This is a genomic window from Klebsiella sp. D5A, assembly GCF_001620885.1.
Taxonomy (GTDB): Bacteria; Pseudomonadota; Gammaproteobacteria; order Enterobacterales; family Enterobacteriaceae; genus Klebsiella; species Klebsiella variicola.
Map to the genome: position 1 here is coordinate 268,960 of NZ_LOAR01000009.1, position 18,804 is coordinate 287,763.

Sequence of the window (18,804 nt, forward strand, 5' to 3'; positions counted from 1 at the left end):
CCTCACCCTAACCCTCTCCCGGAGGGAGAGGGAACCGTCCGGCGCCGGTCTGTAATTTCGCACGCTATTGCGATTCCCCTCTCCCTGCAGGGTGAGGGGTTCCCGGCCACTGCCTCAACCACCCGCACCGTACCGCTTTTCTCCCTCTCCCTGCGGGGAGAGGGCCGGGGTGAGGGGGAGCGGTTCAGGTCCCCTGGAGCGGCCACAGCCAGGCCGCGCCGCGTACTCCGCTGGAGTCACCGTGCAACGCTTTGCGGATCGGCGTTTCACACTCGCCGCCGAAGACCCACTGCTTCACCAGGTCCGGTACCGTTTGATACAGACGCTCGACGTTGCTCATCCCGCCGCCCAGCACGATAACGTCCGGGTCGAGGATATTCACCACGTGGGCCAGCGATTTCGCCAGCCGCTGTTCATAGCGGCTCAGCGCCAGTTCGGCCTTTTCGTCACCTTCGCCCACCAGACGCATAATCTCGCTGCCGGTTAACCCCTTGCCGCTCAGCCGCTGGTAGTCGGTGGCAAAGCCGGTGCCGGAGATAAAGGTTTCGATACATCCCTGTTTACCGCAGTAGCAGGGCACTTCGGCGCGATAGCGCAGCTCATCGTCGTTCATCCACGGCAGCGGGTTATGCCCCCACTCGCCGGCGTTACCGTTGCCGCCGATATGCGCCCGCCCGTTGAGCGCCACCCCGGCGCCGCAGCCGGTGCCGATAATCACCGCAAACACCGTTTGCGCCCCCGCCGCCGCGCCGTCCACCGCCTCCGACACCGCCAGACAGTTGGCGTCGTTGGCCAGCCGGACTTCACGCTCAAGGCGCAGGCTGAGATCCTTATCAAAGGGCTGGCCGTTGAGCCAGGTCGAGTTGGCGTTTTTCACCACCCCGGTATAGGGCGAAATTGTGCCAGGAATGCCCATCCCCACGGTACCCTGCTGCCCGGTCGCCTGCTCGGCCATCGCTACCAGGGTGGCGATAGTCTCGATGGTTTGCCGGTAGTCCTCACGCGGCGTGGGTAACCGGTGGCGAAACAGCTGCTCTCCCTGGTCGCTCAGGGCTATCACTTCGGTTTTTGTTCCACCTAAATCAATACCAATACGCACGCTCAGCTCCTCACCCCGATTAACAATGCAAGCATAGCGACAATTCGCTATCATGCCCGCCTGATTTAACGATAAAGCCGTGGAAATTATCATGCTGTGGTTCAAAAATTTAATGGTTTACCGTCTCAGCCGCGATATCGAATTGCGCGCCGAGGAGATGGAAAAACAGCTGGCCGAGCTGACATTTACCCCGTGTGGCAGCCAGGATATGGCGAAAACCGGTTGGGTGTCGCCGATGGGATCGCACAGCGACGCGCTGACGCATACGGCAAACGGCCAGATCATTATCTGCGCGCGTAAAGAAGAAAAGATCCTGCCGTCGCCGGTGATCAAGCAGGCGCTGGAGGCGAAGATCCAGAAGCTGGAAGCCGATCAGGGCCGCAAGCTGAAGAAGACCGAGAAAGATTCCCTGAAAGATGAAGTGTTGCACTCGCTGCTGCCGCGCGCCTTCAGCCGCTTCAGCCAGACGATGATGTGGATCGATACCGTTAACGGCCTGATCATGGTGGACTGCGCCAGCGCGAAGAAAGCGGAAGACACGCTGGCCCTGCTGCGTAAAACCCTCGGTTCACTGCCGGTGGTGCCGCTGACCCTGGAGAATCCGATTGAGCTGACGCTGACCGAGTGGGTCCGCTCCGGCACCGTGGCGCAGGGCTTCCAGCTGCTGGATGAAGCCGAGCTGAAAGCGATGCTGGAAGATGGCGGCGTGATCCGCGCCAAGAAACAGGATCTGGTCAGCGACGAAATCGCCGTGCACATTGAGGCCGGGAAGGTCGTCACCAAGCTGGCGCTGGACTGGCAGCAGCGTATTCAGTTTGTGATCTGCGACGATGCGTCAATTAAGCGCCTCAAGTTCTGCGATGAATTACGTGACCAAAACGAAGATATCGATCGGGAAGATTTCGCCCAGCGCTTTGACGCCGACTTTATCTTAATGACCGGCGAGCTGGCTGCCCTGATCCAAAGCCTGGTAGAAGGGCTCGGCGGCGAAGCGCAGCGCTAAGCGCCGCTTTCCTTCCTGCCAGGCAGGAAGGAAAAAACAACCCGGCGGCAGGCGCCGGGTGTCACTCTGGCTTACAGATAGCGGCACAGATAAGAGGTTGGCTCAGCCACCTGCAGATGAAATTCGCTGTTGCCTGGCACATTGAAAACTTCGCCGGCGGCGTAAACTTTCCACTCAGTCTCACCCGGCAGCAGGACATTCAGCGCCCCGCTGACCACCGTCATCTCTTCCGGCTGCGCCGTACCAAAGGTGTATTCCCCTTCCGCCATCACGCCAACGCTGGCGCGACCGGTACTGCTGCTGGTGAAGCCAATGGATTTCACTTTTCCGTCAAAGTATTCATTGCTTTGAAGCATAAACAAGCCCTTCTGATCGTCGGTTAAAGGCTCAATATAGGGGGCGCTCCTTGCCCCTGTCACGTGAAATTAACACATTAGACCAATAGTTCTGCCGCCAGTCGGGAAACCAGCACATTCGACAGCAAAACCGGGACGTCCAGGGCTTTTTGTAACACATCGCGGTGATGCTGATAGTAACCGAGACAGTCGAGCACCAGCACGTCGGCGCCCTGCTCCAGCAGCGTTTTGCCGGCGCTTAATAACTCACTGTCGCTGCCGGTAAAAGGGTTGGCCAGCGCGTAGTACGGCGACTTTTCCAGCGAGAGCCACTTTTGCCGCTGCATAGGCATGATCTCTTCCACCGGCACGATCACCCCCACCTGATGCCCATCGACGATCGACGCCACCAGCGGCGGGATGATCCGCTGCGGCTCAAGAAGGATCGCATGGTGGGTGGTAAAACCGCTTAACTGTTCGGAGCTAAGCAACAGGATCACATCATAGTTCTGCCGATCCAGCATCGCGATCACGCTGCGGATATCGCGTTCAATTTTCTGCCGCGATACCATCACCAGTTGGTTATCATTGAGCAAGGTCAGCAGGCCCTGCTCGCCGTCACCCACCGCGTACTCTTTGGTTACCTCAGCATGTGTCATATCGCCCAGCAAACTAATGTGGGTGATCTGTTCTTCCCTGATATGTTCGGTCAGGAGCGGCAACACTCCCGCCAGCGGCACAACGCCGATGGTCAAAATTGCCATCGTTGCACTACTCATATCATGTACCTTTTCACTACCACTGCTTCAAGACAGACTTACCACACACGGCATCCGCCCCCCCTGGTGAGTAAAAATCAACCGTCGAGAAGCGTAGCAGTTCCGCGCCGCGGTTGAATGTAAAGATTGCCGGGCGACAGCGGCGTGCCTGAAAAATCCGTGTGTTAGATATTCATTAGTACGACTGATAAATAAAAAATGTGAGATACGCCCGATATTGCCAGTATGGCCGGCAATCCGGGCTCAGGGGTTACGACTTATCAGGATCTTCATAGCGCCGCTTGGCATCCACGGCTTCCTGCTCGGTAGGATGTTCGCTGATCAGCGAATTGGGTTCAGGATAATCCGCGCGGAGTTGATACCAGGTGACGGTCTGACCCTGCGGGCCTTTCTCTACCGCAACCACGCGCGCTTCTCTCGGATATGGGGGCCTGTTTGGCATAGTTCTTCCTTCTTCTGGTATCAGAACTATCAAGTATAGGCGCCCTTCGCCGCCTTAATGTAAGTAAATTCTTAACTTACCGGGGTTGCCGTCGCGCCGCACAGCATGGTCATAATCTGCTCCACCACCCGATCCGGGGAGGCCGTGGCATCGACAATATGATGGGCGGCATCACGGTATAAGGCTTCGCGCTGCGCCAACACCTCGCCCACTTCCTCACGTACCGGCTTACCGGTGAGCGTCGGACGCTGTTCGGCTTTTGGGTAGGCCTCCAGACGATCAATGAGCGCCGACACCGAGGCCTGCAGATAGATCACCACGCCGTTCTCCCGCATAAACTGGCGATTACCTTCCGCCAGCACAATACCGCCGCCGGTGGCGATCACCGTATTCGGCAGAGTCACGGCCTTCAGCGACAGGGTCTCCAGTTCGCGAAAACGCGCCCACCCTTCTGCCTGCACGATCTCTGCCACCGTCCGCTGCTCATGGGCCTGCAGCCGATGATCGGTATCGGAGAACTGAAAATGCCGCGCTCGCGCCAGCGCATGACCGACGGTGGTTTTACCGCAGCCGCGTGGCCCGATGAGAAAGATTGGCTGTGTCATGACCGAAGACCCCCTGGTTCCGCCTGTCGTAAAATATGAAAACGAAAGAACGTATTATCGCTGTTTGTTCCGTAACGTAGTCGTAAACAAAACGTTACACAACTTCTTTACACCCCATCACCACAGTGACAAAAGGGGCTCTTGATGTAAACTTATCATTGCATTAAGTGTTTAACCAGCTTTACTTTCGGCTGGGCGTTATTTTTTATCCAACGCTGGCGTAAACGGTAACACATTTATGCATAGCTTTACGAAGCAACATATTTACAACATCGTGTTTCAGACGCACCCTGATGCCTATTCGACAGTGTGACAGAGGAATGTAACATGCAATCTGAAGAACAACGCCTTATTGATGGACTGTTTTCCCGGCTAAAAGAGTCTGAGGCGCACAGTGCATCGCGCGATACCAGCGCCGAGGAGCGGATTGCCCAACATGTAAGCGCGCAGCCGGCGGCCCCCTACTATATGGCGCAAACCATTCTTATCCAGGAAGCCGCGATTAAACAGCTTAACGATCGCATCCAGGCGCTGGAGAGCCAGGTCAGCCAGCTGCAGGCGGCGAAGCCCAGCAGCGGCGGATTCCTCTCCGGCCTGTTTGGCGGTGGCGGCTCGTCACGCGGCTCTGACCCCATCCCGGGCGCGGAGCAATACGGTCGCCCGCAGGCCAGCGCCCAGCCGCAGTATGCCCCGCCGCAACAGCAACAGAACTATGCCCCGCAGGCAGCGGCACGCGGCGGCGGCTTTATGGCAGGCGCGCTGCAAACGGCCGCAGGCGTAGCGGGCGGCGTGGTGCTGGGCAATATGCTGACCAACATGTTCAGCGGCTCGCACCCGCAGGAGATTGTCAATATCATCGAAGAGCAGCCGCAGCCTGCTGCCGCCGCCGCGCAGGACGCCACCGCGGGTGACGATCCGTTCCGCCAGGGAGACGATCAGTTCCTTGCCGACAACACCTGGAACGACGACTTCGACGCCGGCTTTGGCGACGATGATATTGGCAGCGACGACGATAGCTGGGTTTAACCCTGCTGACGCTTAACCGCCAGCAACCACTTCTCCAGCTCGGCAGCAAACTGTTGCCGGTCGCGCTGCGATAAACTATCCGGGCCGCCGGTCTGCACGCCGCTGGCCCGCAATGTCTCCATAAAATCCCGCATCGTCAGGCGCTCGCGGATCGTCGCCTCACTGTAGCGTTCCCCGCGCGGATTCAGCGCCGCCCCGCCCTTCGCCAGCACCTCTGCCGCCAGCGGGATGTCGGCGGTGATGACTAAATCTCCCGCCGCGCACTGGCGAACGATTTCGTTATCCGCCACGTCAAAACCTTGCTCAACCCGCAAAGTGCGGATGAAACGCGACGGCGGCACGCGCAGCGGCTGATTCGCCACCAGCGTCACCGGGGTCTGGGTACGCTCTGCCGCGCGGAACAAAATCTCTTTAATCACGTTCGGACACGCGTCCGCATCTACCCAAATAGCCATGCCAGCTCCTGTTACCTGCAATAAGTGACGCCAATGTTACCTGCTTTTCTCCCCCATGAAAGCGCCAGGATGGTAAGCTAATCAGATCGTAACGAAAAAAGCAGAGGGGAATGGTGATGGATAAGAAAATTGGCTTTATCGGCTGCGGCAATATGGGTAAGGCCATTCTGGGTGGACTGATCGCCAGCGGCCAGGTACAGCCGGGACAAATCTGGGTCTACACCCCGTCGCCGGATAAGGTTGCGGCTCTGCGCGACCAGTATGGCATCAACGCCGCCGGGAGCGCTCAGGAAGTGGCGCAGATTGCCGATATCGTCTTCGGCGCGGTTAAGCCGGGGATCATGACCAAAGTGCTGGGCGACGTCGCCTCAAGCCTGAATAAAGAGTCGCTGGTGGTCTCCATCGCCGCCGGGGTCACGCTTGAGCAACTGGCGCGCGCCCTCGGTCACGATCGCAAAATTATTCGCGCGATGCCCAATACGCCGTCACTGGTCAACGCCGGTATGACCTCCGTCACGCCTAACGCGCTGGTGAGCAGCGAAGATGTGGCCGAAGTGCTGACCATTTTCCGCTGCTTTGGCCAGGCGGAACAAATTGCCGAGCCGATGATCCATCCGGTGGTGGGCGTGAGCGGCTCCGCGCCGGCCTATGTCTTTATGTTTATCGAAGCGATGGCCGATGCCGCCGTCCTCGGCGGCATGCCGCGCGCCCAGGCCTATAAATTCGCCGCCCAGGCGGTAATGGGCTCCGCCAAAATGGTGCTGGAGAGCGGCGAGCATCCGGGGGCGCTGAAAGATATGGTCTGCTCGCCTGGCGGGACCACCATCGAAGCCGTCCGCGTACTGGAAGAGAAAGGGTTCCGCTCCGCGGTGATCGAAGCCATCACCCAGTGTATGGAGAAATCAGAGAAACTGAGCCGCTCCTGAGCCTGAGAGGGTAGGCAGCAATGCCCTGAGTGTTCAAAGAAGAAGGGAGCGGATAAGCGCTCCCTTTTTTTCAGGCTTTCTTCAGGCAGGTACTCATGAAGGTACTGCGTTCATCACCCTTCAACGATTTTGCCGAGGCCGCTTTGTTGCAGTCGCTCATCTTCTGCTGCTGAGGGGTGAGCGCTTTTCCTTGCGACGTAGTGGTCTCTTTTTTCAGGCACTGGCTCATAAACGTTTTGCGCTCATCTCCTTTCAGCGCTTTGGCTGACGCTTGCTGATTGCAGTCCGTCATCTTTTGCTGCTGTGGAGTGGGCGTTTTTTCTGCCGCGCCAACCGCGCTGATAAAGATCAAGCCAAACAGTAGAGTCATTAGTAAGGTTATTTTCATCGCACCATCCTTCTGTGAGTGGATCGTTGTAAGTCTGGACGCAGATAGAAAAAAAACCAGCCGGTGACGCGATTTCGCCACCGGCAGCGACTTATTTCAGACTCAGGGCGGCTTTCATGGTCGAGAACAGGTCGGTCTGGTCGGTCAGGCCGACGACGTTAGCCGCGTGTGGACCGTAGGCCGCAATGCGCAGCTGGGTGCCGGTATGCTCCATCGACTCTTCCTCAGAGTTGCCGTAGCTCATGACCATCACTGCGCCATCGTGGGTATTCAGAGCCTGGGTCAGTCCCGGGGCTTTGCTGTCCGCCGGAATGATCTGGCTGGCGTGCGCATGGTCGGCGGTGACGATCACCAGGGTATTGCCGTCTTTTCGCGCAAACTCCAGCGCCTTCTGCACCGCTTCGTCGAGGTCTACGGTTTCGCCGATCTGGCCACACGGATTCGCCGCATGATCCTGTTTATCGATGGAAGCGCCTTCCACCTGCAGGAAGAAACCTTTCTCGTTGCGGCTCAGCAGGTCAATCGCTTTCTCCGTCATCTGCGCCAGCGTCGGCACCGAGGCGTCGCGTTTCGGGTTTGGCGTACAGGTCACCGGCGCCTTATCGATATTGCCGTGATAAGACGCCTTCGGCCCTTCCCAGCGAACCGGCATATTGCCATCGGCGAAGAGTCCCAGCAGCGGCTTAGCCTGACTGGCGTCAGTCGCGGCGGCAAGGGAAGCCGCGTCGGTCACAATCTGGTAGCCGCGCGCTTCCGCCTGCTCGCGCAGGGTTTTGCCCTGCCACTCGCCCGCCGTCGCCGTTTCGGCAAAGGTCTTCGCCCCGCCGCCTAAGGTGACATCCGGCCGGGCGTTCAGCAGCTGTTCGGTAATGGAGCCTTTGCCCCCTTTCTCCAGCGCATTGCTGGGGCATTTTTCACTGGTGACCGTGGGGCCGTAACATTTACGCGATGTCACATGCGCCACCAGCGCTGCGGGGGTGGCGTCCTGCAGCTCGGCGGTGGAAACGTTGCCGGTGGCCAGCCCCGCCGCTTTCGCCAGCTCGAGGATGGTCTGATGCGCGTTCTCATGAATATCGACGCCCAGCGCGCCGTTATAGGTCTTGACGCCGGTGGTCCAGGCGGTGGCGGACGCCGCCGAGTCGGTCACGTAGTCCGGTTTCCCGGTTTTTTTATCCAGCGAATAGTGCGTGTACTGCCCGGTTAACGGCAAGGCGTCAATCCCTTTAAAGAAACCGCCTGCCCCTTGCGCATAATTTCGCGCAGCGGTAATTTCCGAATCACCCATGCCATCGCCAATCAGCAAAATAACGTTTTTAGCCGGCTTATTGATTAACGAGGCGCGCAGCGCTTCGGTTTGATCTCCGGTTAAACGACGCGCGCCGCCGGGAGTGGTGATATCTCCCTGCGCAGCGCGATTTTCCAGAACCGGCGCAGCAGTCGTTTCTGCATGAATAACCGGCGAGCCCAGCAGAGGAACCAGGGCAATAAACAGGGCGCTTAATTTCACTTTTGTCATCTCCATGTAAAAAATACTTAAAAAAAACAAAACGAGGGAGACTTTATAAAAGGGAGATGACAGAAAAATGACGGCATCCTTGTCGTGTCATAAAGACTAGCTACGAGGATGCCGCAACAGCTTCTTTAGATATTGCTGCAGCAGCATCGCATCCTGGTCGTTGACCGGCGGACAGGGCGTCACCTGGTCAATCGCCTGTTCTATATCCTGAATCAATGCCTGCTGGGCATCATGCTCCATATGGCGCAATAATGCGGTGACCACGATCTCCAGCGCTTCAACCTGCACCGTCAGTTCCTTTGCTTCTTCTTCCTTTTGCGCCAGTTTAACCAGTAACTCAGCAATGAGATTCTTCATAGCACCAGTTCCTTATGCGAGGCCTGTTTTTGATTGGGATGTCATACCCGATGACGGACCTCAGAATTACTTAAAATAAGAATCATCGCAACACCCAATATACAGCGAAACGTTTTACCACAACAAAATACCACTATAAATAGTATTGTTTAATCATGGTCGGGGATGGTTATAACCAGATGGCGCAGGAAATAATAAAATGGAATAGCGCTCACGGCATGGCGATAACAAAAAGTAATGGTAAATGTACCGACGGTGAATAACGCTGACGGTATCGCGATAAATACCGTCAGCAGAGGTTCAGGCGTTAGCCCGGCGGGTGCGGCGCAGCATCCATGCCAGCTGCCAGAGGTTAATGAAAACGATAATGGCGGTAGCAATAAACACCCAGCGGAAGCCGGCCATCGCCGATACAGAGGCGCCAATCAGCGGCCCGGCGACGTTGCCCAGATACATAAACGACTGGTTATAGCCAAAGATGCGTCCGGTGACGCTGTCGCTGCTGTATTTCAGCAATAAAGTCTGCACCGCCGGGAGCATCGCGCCATCGGCAAAGCCGAGCAGGAAACGCAGCGTACCCAATTGCAGCGGGGTGGTGACAAAAGACATGGCGAAAAACATCACCACTGCGCAGCAGAGCGTCGCGAGCAGGATCCGCGAGGTACCGATGCGATCGCCTAACTTACCCAGCCGTGGCGCAGAAATCAGCGCCGACACGCCAGGCACCGCGGCGATCATCCCGGCCAGAAAGGCGATATTGTTGCTGTCCGGCGCCATCGATTTGATAAACAGCGCCAGGATCGGGCCAATTGAGCCGTTGCACAACTGGATCACCAGGGTGGTGAAGAACAGGCTGATCACCAGCCCCGGATAGGGTAAAGAGGCAAGGACTTGTTTTCCGGTGAGGCGCTCGCTTTTACTGACCTGAGGGCGCCCTCCCTCTTTGATCAGAAACAGGGTCACCAGAAAACTGATGGTCAGCAGGATCGCCGTAATAAAAAAGACCATCCGCAGCCCGACGTGGTCCGCCAGGAAGCCGCCCAGCAGCGGGCCGCCGATCACGCCGCTGATTTGCGCGGTTGATAGCGTGCTCAGCGCCCAGCCGCTGCGCTCGCGCGGCACCTGGGAGGCCACCAGCGCCATGGCGTTGGGGATATAACCGGAGGTTAAGCCCATGATCGCCCGCAGGATAAACAGCTGCCAGACGTTAGTGGCGAAGGCCTGCAGTAAAATAGCAATCGCCATCCCCAGCGAGGCACGCAGCAGCATCAGCTTGCGGCCTTTGCGGTCTGCCAGGCTCCCCCACATCGGCGAGACGATCGCCGAGACAAGAAAAGTCACGCTGAAGGTCAGCCCCGACCACATCGACAGCGCTTCATGCGAGGTAACGCCCAGCTGGGAGACGTAGAGGGGCAAAAAAGGGAGAATTTGACTGATCGCCAGGCCGGTAAAAAAGCAACCAAACCAGACGGAGATGAGATTAACCTTCCAGGATTCCATAACTACGCGTATTCATTAATGATTTGCCAATTATTACCTAGCTTAGCAATTTCATTCCACTGGTGTACTACCATAGATGCGCTGGCGGTGAGTTTGGTGTTTTATGAGTGCGGATGAGAACCTGACGAAGCATTTTCTGGTCATTTAGGCTGCTCACAGCGCTTTATGCTCAAAAGCAGAAGCCCTGCCCGCGCATCCCCAGATGAAAATGATTGGCGTGAGCCGCATTGTACTCTGGCCCCAGCGCGTTGCCGAAGTAGTGGCAGCTGTTGTTCAACAGCGCCGCCAGCCAGGGATGCGAGGTCTCGCTCCGCCAGCCCTGCAGGACGCTGACGCGTCGGCCGTCCGCCAGGCGGAAACCGCTGACGTCCAGCGCGTCCGCCGTGGCGTGTTCACTGCGCCGCGCCTGTTGCCGATGGTAGATATTGCGACAGGCGAAGCTGCCGAGATGATCGATCTGGCGCAGATCGCTCGCCATCAGTTGACGGGTCAGCGGTTTCGCCTGCTGCTCGACATACAGCGCACTGCTCAGCGCCAGCGGGCAGCTGGCGAGGAAACTGCTGCTCAGCGTCACGCTGCCAAAATTCGCTACCCGCACCACGTTATGCAGCGGGCAGCTTCCCTCGCTGTCCGCCACCGGCTGGCTGGCGATAAGCCGGCGGCGATTGGCTTCCGCCAGCAGGGAGGCGCACTGGTCTGCCGTCAGCCTGCGCAGCTTGAATGACGTCAACCAGCCCGGGGGATCGTCAAGCGCCAGCGGCGCCAGCGGATTCAGGTGCGGCGGCAGATAGCGGTATCCTAACAGGCCCGCGCCGAGCAGCCCGGCCAGCACCAGCAGCGTCTTTCCTCTCACGCCCACTCCCGTCAATTGATCAGGTAAATATTATGGCAGGCAGGCAGCGGTTTCACATGGTATGTTATGCCCTTTGATGTTATCTGGATGGAAGTTGAAATGGCAAAGATGAGGGTTGGGATCGTTTTTGGCGGCAAGTCGGCGGAGCATGAAGTGTCGCTGCAGTCAGCGAAGAATATCGTGGAAGCGATTGATAAATCGCGCTTCGATGTGGTTCTGTTGGGTATTGATAAACAGGGGCTATGGCACATCAACGACGCCGGCAACTACCTGCTCAATGCTCAGGATCCTGCCCGCATTGCCCTGCGTCCTTCCACGGTGACCCTGGCGCAGATCCCGGGCCGCGAAGCACAGCAGCTGATTAACGCCGACAGCGGCCAGCCGCTGGCGGCTATCGATGTGATTTTCCCCATCGTCCACGGCACGCTGGGCGAGGATGGCTCCCTGCAGGGGATGCTGCGCATGGCGAATCTGCCTTTCGTTGGTTCCGATGTGCTGGGTTCCGCGGCCTGTATGGACAAAGACGTGACCAAACGTCTGCTGCGCGATGCCGGGCTCGCCGTCGCCCCGTTTATCACCCTGACCCGCGCCAACCGCGCGCAGTTCAGCTTTGCCGATGTTGAAGCGAAGCTGGGGCTGCCGCTGTTCGTGAAGCCGGCCAACCAGGGATCATCGGTTGGCGTCAGCAAAGTTAAAAACGAAGAGCAGTACCATCAGGCGGTGGCCCAGGCCTTTGAATTTGATCATAAAGTCGTGGTGGAACAAGGCATTAAAGGGCGGGAAATTGAGTGTGCGGTGCTGGGTAACGACCACCCGCAGGCCAGCACCTGCGGTGAAATTGTCCTCAACAGCGAGTTTTACGCCTACGACACCAAATATATCGATGACCAGGGCGCGCAGGTGGTGGTCCCGGCCGCCATCGCCCCTGAGATCAACGACAAGATCCGCGCGATTGCAGTGCAGGCCTACCAGACCCTGGGCTGCAGCGGCATGGCCCGCGTCGACGTCTTCCTCACCGCCGAGAACGAGGTGGTGATCAACGAGATCAACACCCTGCCGGGCTTTACCAACATCAGCATGTATCCGAAGCTGTGGCAGGCCAGCGGCCTCGACTACACCAGTCTGATCACCCGGCTGATTGAGCTGGCGCTGGAGCGCCATGCCGCGGACCGGGCGCTGAAAACCTCCATGAACTAAAACGCGTTTATCGCGCCTGGCAGCAGGGGTCTCAGGCCTCTTCTGCCGGGCGGCGGCGGATCACCAGGCCCGCGGCCCAGAAGCTAATGACCCAGGTGACCAGACCGACGGCGTAGGATTGCCAGCCCTGTGTTTCAAACCCCAGCAGCCCCACCACCCCATTGAGAATAAAAATTAGCCCCAGCGCCACCGCGTAGTAGTGCCAGTCGCGGCGAATTTTATCTGTGAGCTTCATGCGACCTCCAACAGCAAAAAAACGCATCTTCGCATAGCCGCCCGCGGCGGTCTGTAGCGCGGGAGAGAATGTTGCTGGATTGCGACGCCGCTCTCCCTTTTCCATTCCTGTGGCGCGGTTAACACACCAGCGAAAACAGGATTATTCCTGGACGGCAATTACCAGCAATCTGATACTGACAATGGCCCCTCACTGCCAGAATACCTGCCATAGAGCTGGAGAAAAAACCAGCAGTACAGAGGTGGGAGGGCCTATGGCTGAATTCAGTTTTTCAAAATCGCTTTTGGGAAATAAAAAAAGAGGGGCGTTGACCGGCAGCCATGTCGCCTACGGCCTGTTCGTGCTAGTCTGCTGCTGGGCCGGCGCGCAGATGCTCAGCATGCTGATCCACGCTCCGGGGGTATTTGAACGCTTGATGCAAACGCAGGACGCCAGCCGTCCGCAAGTCGACATCAGTCTCGCCGTTGGCACCCTCTTTGGCCTGATCCCTTTCCTGATCGGCTGCTCGTTCATCGGGCTGCTGGCGCTCATTGTGCGCTGGCGTCAGCGCCGTTAACGCCGCGCCATACAATTTGCCCGCCGCTCATCAACCCGTTTTGCAAACCACGCCGTCGTCAGATTACGGGTAATTTTCGGACTCTCAAGCTGGATCCCTGGCAACATCTCCCGCGGCAGAGTCTTGCCCGCCCTTTTCTCGGCGAGGCGGAAAACCTGCTGATAAAGGTCGGTCTTCTCAAACGCCAGGCTGTCGCCCTTTTTCAACTGGCTGTGGATCTCGCTGTCGCTCATTCCCAACTGGCCCGCCAGACGACGCACCGCCAGCTCGGTGCTGCCCGGTTCCTCGCTGTCGTAGCGGATAAGGTCGCCGTCGAGCGCCAGTTTCACCCCGCTGGCTTTCACCACCGCGTTCTGGAAGGCGGCGTTACGGCTGGCATACCAGCCGGCGTTGAAGTCGGCAAAGCGGTACAGCGGCACGCTGTAGCTGGCCGGGTAATTCAACAGATGATAGGTGCCAAACCACAGGCCGCCGCGCAGGCTGAAGACCTCCTGGCGCACCGTCCCGTTCATTTTCCACGGGTAGCCGGAGGTGTGCTGCTCGGCAAAGGCAATGCTGACCTGCATCGGCCCCCCGGTGTGCACCGGGTTAAGTGAACCGAACAGCTTCTGCCCCATCGGCACCATCCCGATAAAGTCATCAAAAATGGCGCTCAGCTGCTTTTCCGTCTTCACATTGTCCAGACGGTCGCTATAGCTTTTACCGTTTGGCGAGGTGATCTTCAGCGCGGTATGGACCAGAAACGGCGGAATGTGCATTTTTTCCGCCCGGCGGTCAATTTCCTGCCAGGCGATTTTATTCAACCCCGGCACCACCGGATCGGACTGATAGTTAGACTCCTGCTGCGCGACCGCCAGCACCGAGCAGACATTCTCTTCCGTCGGCGCCAGCTTCTGGCTGTCAAACGCGGTGGCGATGGCTTGCGCCCAGGCCTCCCGATCCTTGACGCTGGCCGGCATTTTCTGCCGCACCACCGACGCCACGTCAACGGGCTTCTCGCCCTTTTTCAGCGTCGGGGCCTGCTGGCTGGTACAGGCGCTCAGCACCATGGCCGCCAACAGCGTCAATGAACCGGGAATAATGCGCGATAAACGTGCGGCCATCATGCTTCCTTGTCTTAATTAACGTAATGTCGGGATCGCTTCCTGCAGCGGCTTGCCGTCCAGCTCGCGTTCAAAACTGCGCAGACGTTTGTAGATGGACATCAGTTCCACCAGCGTCGTCCACGAGCTAATCAGGTACTGGAACGAGCCGCGCACCTGGCCGAAGACGTTGGTAATTTGCGTCATCAGCCCGAGGGTAATCGTACCGGCAACGATCGACGGAAACAGCAGGAAAAGGCCGAAAACGTTATCCACCTGCAGGTAGAGAATGCGGGCGATATTGAAATACATATAGTGGAAATAGAGACGGAAATAGTTGCGACGCACCGCGCTGAACAGCTCGCGCACCGTCGGCGGCGTGGCGCGGGTTTCATCGTCCTCACCGTAGACCAGCTCTTTACGATAGGCGGCTTCCACGCGCTGGTTTTTAAACTCCAGGCCCGGCAGCTTAATCCCCACCACCGCCAGCAGGCCGGTCCCCATCAGCGACCAGACGATAGCGGCAATCACCAGACCATACGGCAAATGGCCGACGATAGGCAGGTCGGGAACGTGTTCGGAGAGCGTCACCAGCACCGGCAGGAAGGCGATCAAGGTCATCACCGCGTTGATAAAGCTTACCCCCATATCTTCCAGGGTGGAGGCAAAGCGCATGGTATCTTCCTGCACACGCTGCGCGGCGCCTTCGATATGGCGCAGATGCTGCCAGTGGGCCATATAGTGTTCGTTCATCGCCGTGCGCCAGCGGAAGACGTAGTGGCTGACGAAGAAGTTGTTCATCACGCCAATGATCACCGCGATGAGCGCGATGCCGAGAAAGATGCCGATCTCATGATAAAACTGGTTGATGCTGACCTTATGCGGGGTGGCCAGCGCGCTCTGGATCAGGTCGTAGAACGGCGCATACCAGGCGTTGATCGCCACCCCGACTTCCACCAGAAACCAGGTGACGAAGATGATGAGCGACGTGCCGAGAATCGACCAGTACTGCCAGCGATGCGGGCAGTAGACAAACCAGAAGAGTGCAAACACGCCGACGCAAAACAGATAGTAAGCGTAGAACACCAGATAGTTGAGCGACCAGAAGCGCGCCGCGCTGATCGCCACATTTTGCGATGCTCCGGTGACCCGCAGCAGCCAGTCGCCGCCGCCCGCCTGCCAAAAGATCACGGCCAGCAGCGACCAGATAAAGGCAGAAATAAAAAACGGCCCCGGTTTGGGGAAAAAAGATTTAAACATCATTGTCTCCTGCTAACTTCTTATCGTTCTGCTATTGCTGTGTACGACGCATACGTCGGCCGCCGCGTGGATGCGTTCTCGCGGGGCAGACGAATGATAAGACCGGATATCAACAGCTTAGTTCTGCTGCCAGGCGTGCAGAATTGTTTCTGTGGGTTTCACCTGTAAAGGATTGCCAGGAACGGTCAGCGTACGCCACACCTCATTGTAGTGGGCGATAAGCGTCGCGGCCTGCGCGGCGGGGCGGTCGGCGGTGGTATGGGCATCTTCCGCGATCACAATACCGTACCCGCGGCTGGCGCCGTTTTTAATGGTGGTGTCGAGGCAGTAGTCGGTGGCGCAGCCGCAGATGACGAACTGCTGAATGTCGTGTTCGTCCAGCACCTGCGCCAGCGAGGTGTGGTAGAAGGCGTCGCAGGCGGTTTTGGTGACATACAGCGCGCCAGCTGGCTGTTCCAGCTCGGGAAGCAGGGCGAAGCCTTCGCTGCCGGCTTCGAGGCCGCCGGCCTCATCATGCTGAATGAAAATAACCTTGTCCGCCGCGCGCACCAGACGATTAATTTGCGCGACGCAGCGCTCGCGCGCCAGACGCGGCGTGGCGAACACGCCGTTTTGCATATCCACGACCATCACTACCCGTTGAGCCGTCATTGTTCTCTCCCACGAACTTTCAGCCAAACGGTCATCATACGCGGCAGCGGAAAAAGCCGATATCTGAAAGCGTAAAAAAGTCTTTTTTACGCACCGTTACCTTTTTCCTGCAGGAATGTCGTGAATCCCACTTTGTTCTGCGCCACTTCGTAGTATAAATACCCTCTTCTTTTTTATTTATTTAATGGATGATCTCCGTTGAAACGTAGTTTGCTCATTTTTGCTGCGCTGTGCGCGGCGTCGTGGACCTCGGTGCAGGCCGCACAGCCTACCGTTGACCCGGTTTTCGCCTCGGATGTGGTCGATCGTTACGCCAATCATATCTACTACGGCAGCGGCGCCACCGGCATGGCGCTGGTGGTTATCGATGGCAATCAGCGTGTTTTTCGCAGCTTTGGCGAAACCCGCCCGGGGAATAATCAGCACCCGCAGCTCGACTCGGTGATCCGTATCGCCTCCCTCAGCAAACTGATGACCAGCGAGATGCTGGTGAAGCTGCTCGACCAGGGAGTGGTGAAACTCAACGATCCGCTGAGCAAATACGCCCCGCCGGGTACCCGGGTGCCTGACTGGCAGGGAAAACCAATCACCCTGGTTAACCTCGCAACCCATACCAGCGCCCTGCCGCGCGAGCAGCCTGGCGGCGCCGCTCATCGTCCGGTGTTTGTCTGGCCGACCCGCCAGCAGCGCTGGAACTGGCTCTCTACCGCGACCCTGAAGACCGCGCCGGGCTCACAGGCGGCCTACTCCAACCTGGCCTTTGATTTACTGGCGGACGCGCTCTCCACCGCTGCCGGCAAACCTTATCCGCAGCTGTTTGAAGAACAGATCACCCGGCCGCTGGGGATGAAGGACACCACCTTTACCCCGTCACCGGATCAGTGCCAGCGGCTGATGATCCCGGAAAAAGGCGCCAGCCCATGCAACAACACCCTGGCGGCGATCGGCAGCGGCGGAGTCTACTCGACGCCGGGGGATATGATGCGCTGGATGCAGCAGTTCCTGTCATCCGATTTCTATACCCGCAGCCAGCAGGCCGACCGGATGCAGACGCTGATTTATCAGCGTAACCAGCTGACCCGGGTGATTGGTATGGACGTGCCGGGCCGCGCCGACGCGCTGGGCCTCGGCTGGGTGTATATGAAGCCGAAGAATGGCCATCCGGGGATTATTCAGAAAACCGGCGGCGGCGGCGGGTTTATCACCTATATGGCGATGAATCCGCAGGCTAACGTCGGCGCCTTTGTGGTAGTAACCCGCTCGCCGTTAACCCGCTTCAACAATATGAGCGATGGCATCAACGACCTGGTCAGCGAGCTGAGCGGCGCGCAGCCCAACATGCAGACGGCCAGCCAGTAAGCTCGCGGGGGTTTCGCCGACACGACATAACGATCGTTTTGGCGAAACATCCCCATGCCATTTCAGTTACACTAACGTCTTTCATTTCACAAAATCAGGCAAACCATGACAGATTTAATCACTCGCCCCCGCCGCCTGCGTCAATCCGCTGCGCTGCGCGCCCTGTTTGAAGAGACAACACTGAGTTTGAACGACCTGGTGTTGCCGATCTTTGTTGAAGAAGAAATTGATGATTACAAAGCGATCGAGGCCATGCCCGGCGTGATGCGCATTCCGGAAAAATATCTGGCACGTGAAATCGAACGCATCGCCAACGCCGGCATTCGCTCGGTGATGACCTTTGGCATTTCTCATCACACCGATGCTACCGGCAGCGATACCTGGAATGAAAACGGCCTGGTGGCGCGTATGTCGCGGATCTGCAAGTCCACGGCGCCGGAGATGATCGTCATGTCCGATACCTGCTTCTGCGAATACACTTCCCACGGCCACTGCGGCGTGCTGTGCGACCACGGGGTGGATAACGACGCGACCCTGGAAAACCTCGGCAAGCAGGCCGTTGTCGCCGCCGCCGCCGGGGCGGATTTCATCGCCCCTTCCGCCGCGATGGACGGACAGGTACAGGCGATTCGCCGCTCGCTGGATGCCGCCGGTTTCACTAATACGGCGATTATGTCCTACTCCACCAAGTTCGCTTCCTCCTTCTACGGCCCGTTCCGCGAAGCGGCCGGTACCGCGCTGAAGGGCGATCGGAAAACCTATCAGATGAGCCCGATGAACCGCCGGGAGGCCATTCGCGAGTCGCTGCTCGATGAAGCCCAGGGCGCCGACTGTCTGATGGTGAAACCGGCTGGCGCCTACCTGGATATTCTGCGCGATATCCGCGAACGCAGCGATCTGCCGCTCGGCGCCTATCAGGTCAGCGGGGAGTACGCGATGATCAAATTCGCTGCCCAGGCGGGCGCTATCGATGAAGAGAAAGTGGTTCTGGAAAGCCTCGGCGCTATCAAACGCGCAGGCGCCGACCTGATCTTCAGCTATTTCGCCCTCGATCTGGCCGAGAAAAAAATCCTCCGTTAAACCCGCCCCTCCCCGGTGGCGCTTCGCTTACCGGGGTTCCATTCCGCCTGTAGGCCGGGTCAGGCGCAGCCGCCACCCGGCGCAAAAACGGCTCCCTACC

At 58.2% G+C, this 18,804-nt stretch carries 22 protein-coding genes; 7 read left to right on the forward strand and 15 right to left on the reverse strand.

Translation table 11 applies throughout. The features are described 5' to 3' along the window. Positions 1–184: 184 nt before the first annotated feature. Complete coding sequence (mak, locus tag AS136_RS15530) at positions 185–1,099, reverse strand: fructokinase (RefSeq protein ID WP_023339643.1); 915 nt, start codon at positions 1,097–1,099, stop codon at positions 185–187. Between the two features lie 91 nt (positions 1,100–1,190). Between mak and rdgC the strand changes: the two genes are divergently transcribed. Next, complete coding sequence (gene rdgC / locus AS136_RS15535) at positions 1,191–2,102, forward strand: recombination-associated protein RdgC (RefSeq protein ID WP_002890285.1); 912 nt, start codon at positions 1,191–1,193, stop codon at positions 2,100–2,102. Positions 2,103–2,173: 71 nt separating this feature from the next. Here rdgC and ppnP read toward each other — a convergent pair whose 3' ends face one another. The 4 genes from ppnP to aroL form a co-directional block, all read right to left on the reverse strand. Next, a complete protein-coding gene (gene ppnP / locus AS136_RS15540) occupies positions 2,174–2,458 on the reverse strand; it encodes a pyrimidine/purine nucleoside phosphorylase (RefSeq protein WP_002890284.1) in 285 nt (94 codons plus the stop codon). A 77-nt stretch (positions 2,459–2,535) separates the two neighbouring features. Then, positions 2,536–3,216: an AroM family protein gene (locus AS136_RS15545; RefSeq protein WP_008805351.1), complete on the reverse strand. Its 681-nt coding sequence runs from the start codon at positions 3,214–3,216 to the stop codon at positions 2,536–2,538. Positions 3,217–3,466: 250 nt separating this feature from the next. Continuing rightward, positions 3,467–3,658, reverse strand: a complete 192-nt coding sequence (locus AS136_RS15550) for a YaiA family protein (protein WP_008805350.1) — start codon at positions 3,656–3,658, stop codon at positions 3,467–3,469. 71 nt (positions 3,659–3,729) lie between these two features. After that, positions 3,730–4,263, reverse strand: a complete 534-nt coding sequence (gene aroL, locus AS136_RS15555) for a shikimate kinase AroL (RefSeq protein ID WP_008805349.1) — start codon at positions 4,261–4,263, stop codon at positions 3,730–3,732. A 327-nt stretch (positions 4,264–4,590) separates the two neighbouring features. Here aroL and AS136_RS15560 point away from each other — a divergent pair, with 327 nt between their 5' ends. Then, the gene (locus AS136_RS15560) at positions 4,591–5,289 is read left to right on the forward strand and encodes a DUF2076 domain-containing protein (RefSeq protein ID WP_063266835.1); all 699 of its coding nucleotides are present in this window, start codon (positions 4,591–4,593) and stop codon (positions 5,287–5,289) included. Here AS136_RS15560 and AS136_RS15565 read toward each other — a convergent pair. Next, a complete protein-coding gene (locus tag AS136_RS15565; protein ID WP_008805347.1) occupies positions 5,286–5,744 on the reverse strand; it encodes a YaiI/YqxD family protein in 459 nt (152 codons plus the stop codon). The genes AS136_RS15560 and AS136_RS15565 overlap by 4 nt on opposite strands. 116 nt (positions 5,745–5,860) lie before the next feature. Here AS136_RS15565 and proC point away from each other — a divergent pair, with 116 nt between their 5' ends. After that, complete coding sequence (proC, locus tag AS136_RS15570; protein WP_008805346.1) at positions 5,861–6,670, forward strand: pyrroline-5-carboxylate reductase; 810 nt, start codon at positions 5,861–5,863, stop codon at positions 6,668–6,670. A gap of 70 nt (positions 6,671–6,740) precedes the next feature. Here proC and AS136_RS15575 read toward each other — a convergent pair whose 3' ends face one another. From AS136_RS15575 to AS136_RS15595, 5 genes are all read right to left on the reverse strand, one after another. Continuing rightward, positions 6,741–7,058 (reverse strand): PsiF family protein, encoded by a 318-nt coding sequence (locus tag AS136_RS15575; protein ID WP_008805345.1) that lies wholly within the window; start codon positions 7,056–7,058, stop codon positions 6,741–6,743. Between the two features lie 91 nt (positions 7,059–7,149). After that, positions 7,150–8,580, reverse strand: coding sequence for an alkaline phosphatase (gene phoA, locus AS136_RS15580; RefSeq protein ID WP_012542718.1), 1,431 nt, complete (start codon positions 8,578–8,580; stop codon positions 7,150–7,152). Positions 8,581–8,670: 90 nt separating this feature from the next. Beyond that, entirely contained in the window at positions 8,671–8,931 is a 261-nt protein-coding gene (gene iraP / locus AS136_RS15585) for an anti-adapter protein IraP (protein ID WP_008805343.1), read from the reverse strand. Between the two features lie 300 nt (positions 8,932–9,231). Then, the gene (locus tag AS136_RS15590) at positions 9,232–10,431 is read right to left on the reverse strand and encodes a multidrug efflux MFS transporter (RefSeq protein ID WP_008805342.1); all 1,200 of its coding nucleotides are present in this window, start codon (positions 10,429–10,431) and stop codon (positions 9,232–9,234) included. A gap of 169 nt (positions 10,432–10,600) precedes the next feature. Further along, positions 10,601–11,284 carry an extensin-like domain-containing protein gene (locus AS136_RS15595; RefSeq protein WP_023297115.1) on the reverse strand — a complete coding sequence of 228 codons (684 nt, stop codon included), beginning with the start codon at positions 11,282–11,284 and terminating at the stop codon, positions 10,601–10,603. 99 nt (positions 11,285–11,383) lie between these two features. Between AS136_RS15595 and ddlA the strand changes: the two genes are divergently transcribed. Next, a complete protein-coding gene (gene ddlA / locus AS136_RS15600) occupies positions 11,384–12,481 on the forward strand; it encodes a D-alanine--D-alanine ligase (RefSeq protein WP_023322129.1) in 1,098 nt (365 codons plus the stop codon). A gap of 31 nt (positions 12,482–12,512) precedes the next feature. On the opposite strand, the gene AS136_RS15605 is transcribed toward ddlA, so the two are convergent. Next, positions 12,513–12,716 carry a DUF2754 family protein gene (locus AS136_RS15605; RefSeq protein ID WP_012968852.1) on the reverse strand — a complete coding sequence of 68 codons (204 nt, stop codon included), beginning with the start codon at positions 12,714–12,716 and terminating at the stop codon, positions 12,513–12,515. Positions 12,717–12,969: 253 nt separating this feature from the next. On the opposite strand from AS136_RS15605, the gene AS136_RS15610 reads away from it, so the two are divergent. After that, on the forward strand, positions 12,970–13,272 hold the full coding sequence (locus AS136_RS15610; RefSeq protein ID WP_012542723.1) for a YaiY family protein: 303 nt from the start codon (positions 12,970–12,972) through the stop codon (positions 13,270–13,272). Here AS136_RS15610 and AS136_RS15615 read toward each other — a convergent pair. The 3 genes from AS136_RS15615 to AS136_RS15625 all read right to left on the reverse strand — a co-directional run bounded on the left by AS136_RS15615 (position 13,269) and on the right by AS136_RS15625 (position 16,244). Further along, complete coding sequence (locus tag AS136_RS15615; protein WP_012968854.1) at positions 13,269–14,375, reverse strand: DUF1615 domain-containing protein; 1,107 nt, start codon at positions 14,373–14,375, stop codon at positions 13,269–13,271. The genes AS136_RS15610 and AS136_RS15615 overlap by 4 nt on opposite strands. 18 nt (positions 14,376–14,393) lie before the next feature. Next, positions 14,394–15,614, reverse strand: coding sequence for a peptide antibiotic transporter SbmA (gene sbmA, locus AS136_RS15620; RefSeq protein ID WP_008805336.1), 1,221 nt, complete (start codon positions 15,612–15,614; stop codon positions 14,394–14,396). A gap of 117 nt (positions 15,615–15,731) precedes the next feature. Further along, positions 15,732–16,244, reverse strand: coding sequence for an isochorismatase family protein (locus AS136_RS15625; protein WP_162493340.1), 513 nt, complete (start codon positions 16,242–16,244; stop codon positions 15,732–15,734). A gap of 219 nt (positions 16,245–16,463) precedes the next feature. On the opposite strand from AS136_RS15625, the gene ampH reads away from it, so the two are divergent. Together ampH and hemB are read left to right on the forward strand one after the other, a co-directional pair. Next, positions 16,464–17,624, forward strand: a complete 1,161-nt coding sequence (gene ampH, locus AS136_RS15630; protein WP_008805334.1) for a D-alanyl-D-alanine-carboxypeptidase/endopeptidase AmpH — start codon at positions 16,464–16,466, stop codon at positions 17,622–17,624. A gap of 105 nt (positions 17,625–17,729) precedes the next feature. After that, entirely contained in the window at positions 17,730–18,704 is a 975-nt protein-coding gene (gene hemB / locus AS136_RS15635) for a porphobilinogen synthase (RefSeq protein WP_023322128.1), read from the forward strand. Positions 18,705–18,804 lie beyond the last annotated feature (100 nt).

Bases quoted from the DNA above. Each gene is read 5' to 3' on its own strand.
- rdgC (WP_002890285.1), top strand. From the start codon at position 1,191: ATGCTGTGGTTCAAAAATTTAATGGTTTACCGTCTCAGCCGCGATATC.
- ppnP (WP_002890284.1), bottom strand. From the start codon at position 2,458: ATGCTTCAAAGCAATGAATACTTTGACGGAAAAGTGAAATCCATTGGC.
- AS136_RS15545 (WP_008805351.1), bottom strand. From the start codon at position 3,216: ATGAGTAGTGCAACGATGGCAATTTTGACCATCGGCGTTGTGCCGCTG.
- AS136_RS15550 (WP_008805350.1), bottom strand. From the start codon at position 3,658: ATGCCAAACAGGCCCCCATATCCGAGAGAAGCGCGCGTGGTTGCGGTA.
- aroL (WP_008805349.1), bottom strand. From the start codon at position 4,263: ATGACACAGCCAATCTTTCTCATCGGGCCACGCGGCTGCGGTAAAACC.
- AS136_RS15560 (WP_063266835.1), top strand. From the start codon at position 4,591: ATGCAATCTGAAGAACAACGCCTTATTGATGGACTGTTTTCCCGGCTA.
- AS136_RS15565 (WP_008805347.1), bottom strand. From the start codon at position 5,744: ATGGCTATTTGGGTAGATGCGGACGCGTGTCCGAACGTGATTAAAGAG.
- proC (WP_008805346.1), top strand. From the start codon at position 5,861: ATGGATAAGAAAATTGGCTTTATCGGCTGCGGCAATATGGGTAAGGCC.
- AS136_RS15575 (WP_008805345.1), bottom strand. From the start codon at position 7,058: ATGAAAATAACCTTACTAATGACTCTACTGTTTGGCTTGATCTTTATC.
- phoA (WP_012542718.1), bottom strand. From the start codon at position 8,580: ATGGAGATGACAAAAGTGAAATTAAGCGCCCTGTTTATTGCCCTGGTT.
- iraP (WP_008805343.1), bottom strand. From the start codon at position 8,931: ATGAAGAATCTCATTGCTGAGTTACTGGTTAAACTGGCGCAAAAGGAA.
- AS136_RS15590 (WP_008805342.1), bottom strand. From the start codon at position 10,431: ATGGAATCCTGGAAGGTTAATCTCATCTCCGTCTGGTTTGGTTGCTTT.
- ddlA (WP_023322129.1), top strand. From the start codon at position 11,384: ATGGCAAAGATGAGGGTTGGGATCGTTTTTGGCGGCAAGTCGGCGGAG.
- AS136_RS15605 (WP_012968852.1), bottom strand. From the start codon at position 12,716: ATGAAGCTCACAGATAAAATTCGCCGCGACTGGCACTACTACGCGGTG.
- AS136_RS15610 (WP_012542723.1), top strand. From the start codon at position 12,970: ATGGCTGAATTCAGTTTTTCAAAATCGCTTTTGGGAAATAAAAAAAGA.
- AS136_RS15615 (WP_012968854.1), bottom strand. From the start codon at position 14,375: ATGGCCGCACGTTTATCGCGCATTATTCCCGGTTCATTGACGCTGTTG.
- sbmA (WP_008805336.1), bottom strand. From the start codon at position 15,614: ATGTTTAAATCTTTTTTCCCCAAACCGGGGCCGTTTTTTATTTCTGCC.
- AS136_RS15625 (WP_162493340.1), bottom strand. From the start codon at position 16,244: ATGGTCGTGGATATGCAAAACGGCGTGTTCGCCACGCCGCGTCTGGCG.
- hemB (WP_023322128.1), top strand. From the start codon at position 17,730: ATGACAGATTTAATCACTCGCCCCCGCCGCCTGCGTCAATCCGCTGCG.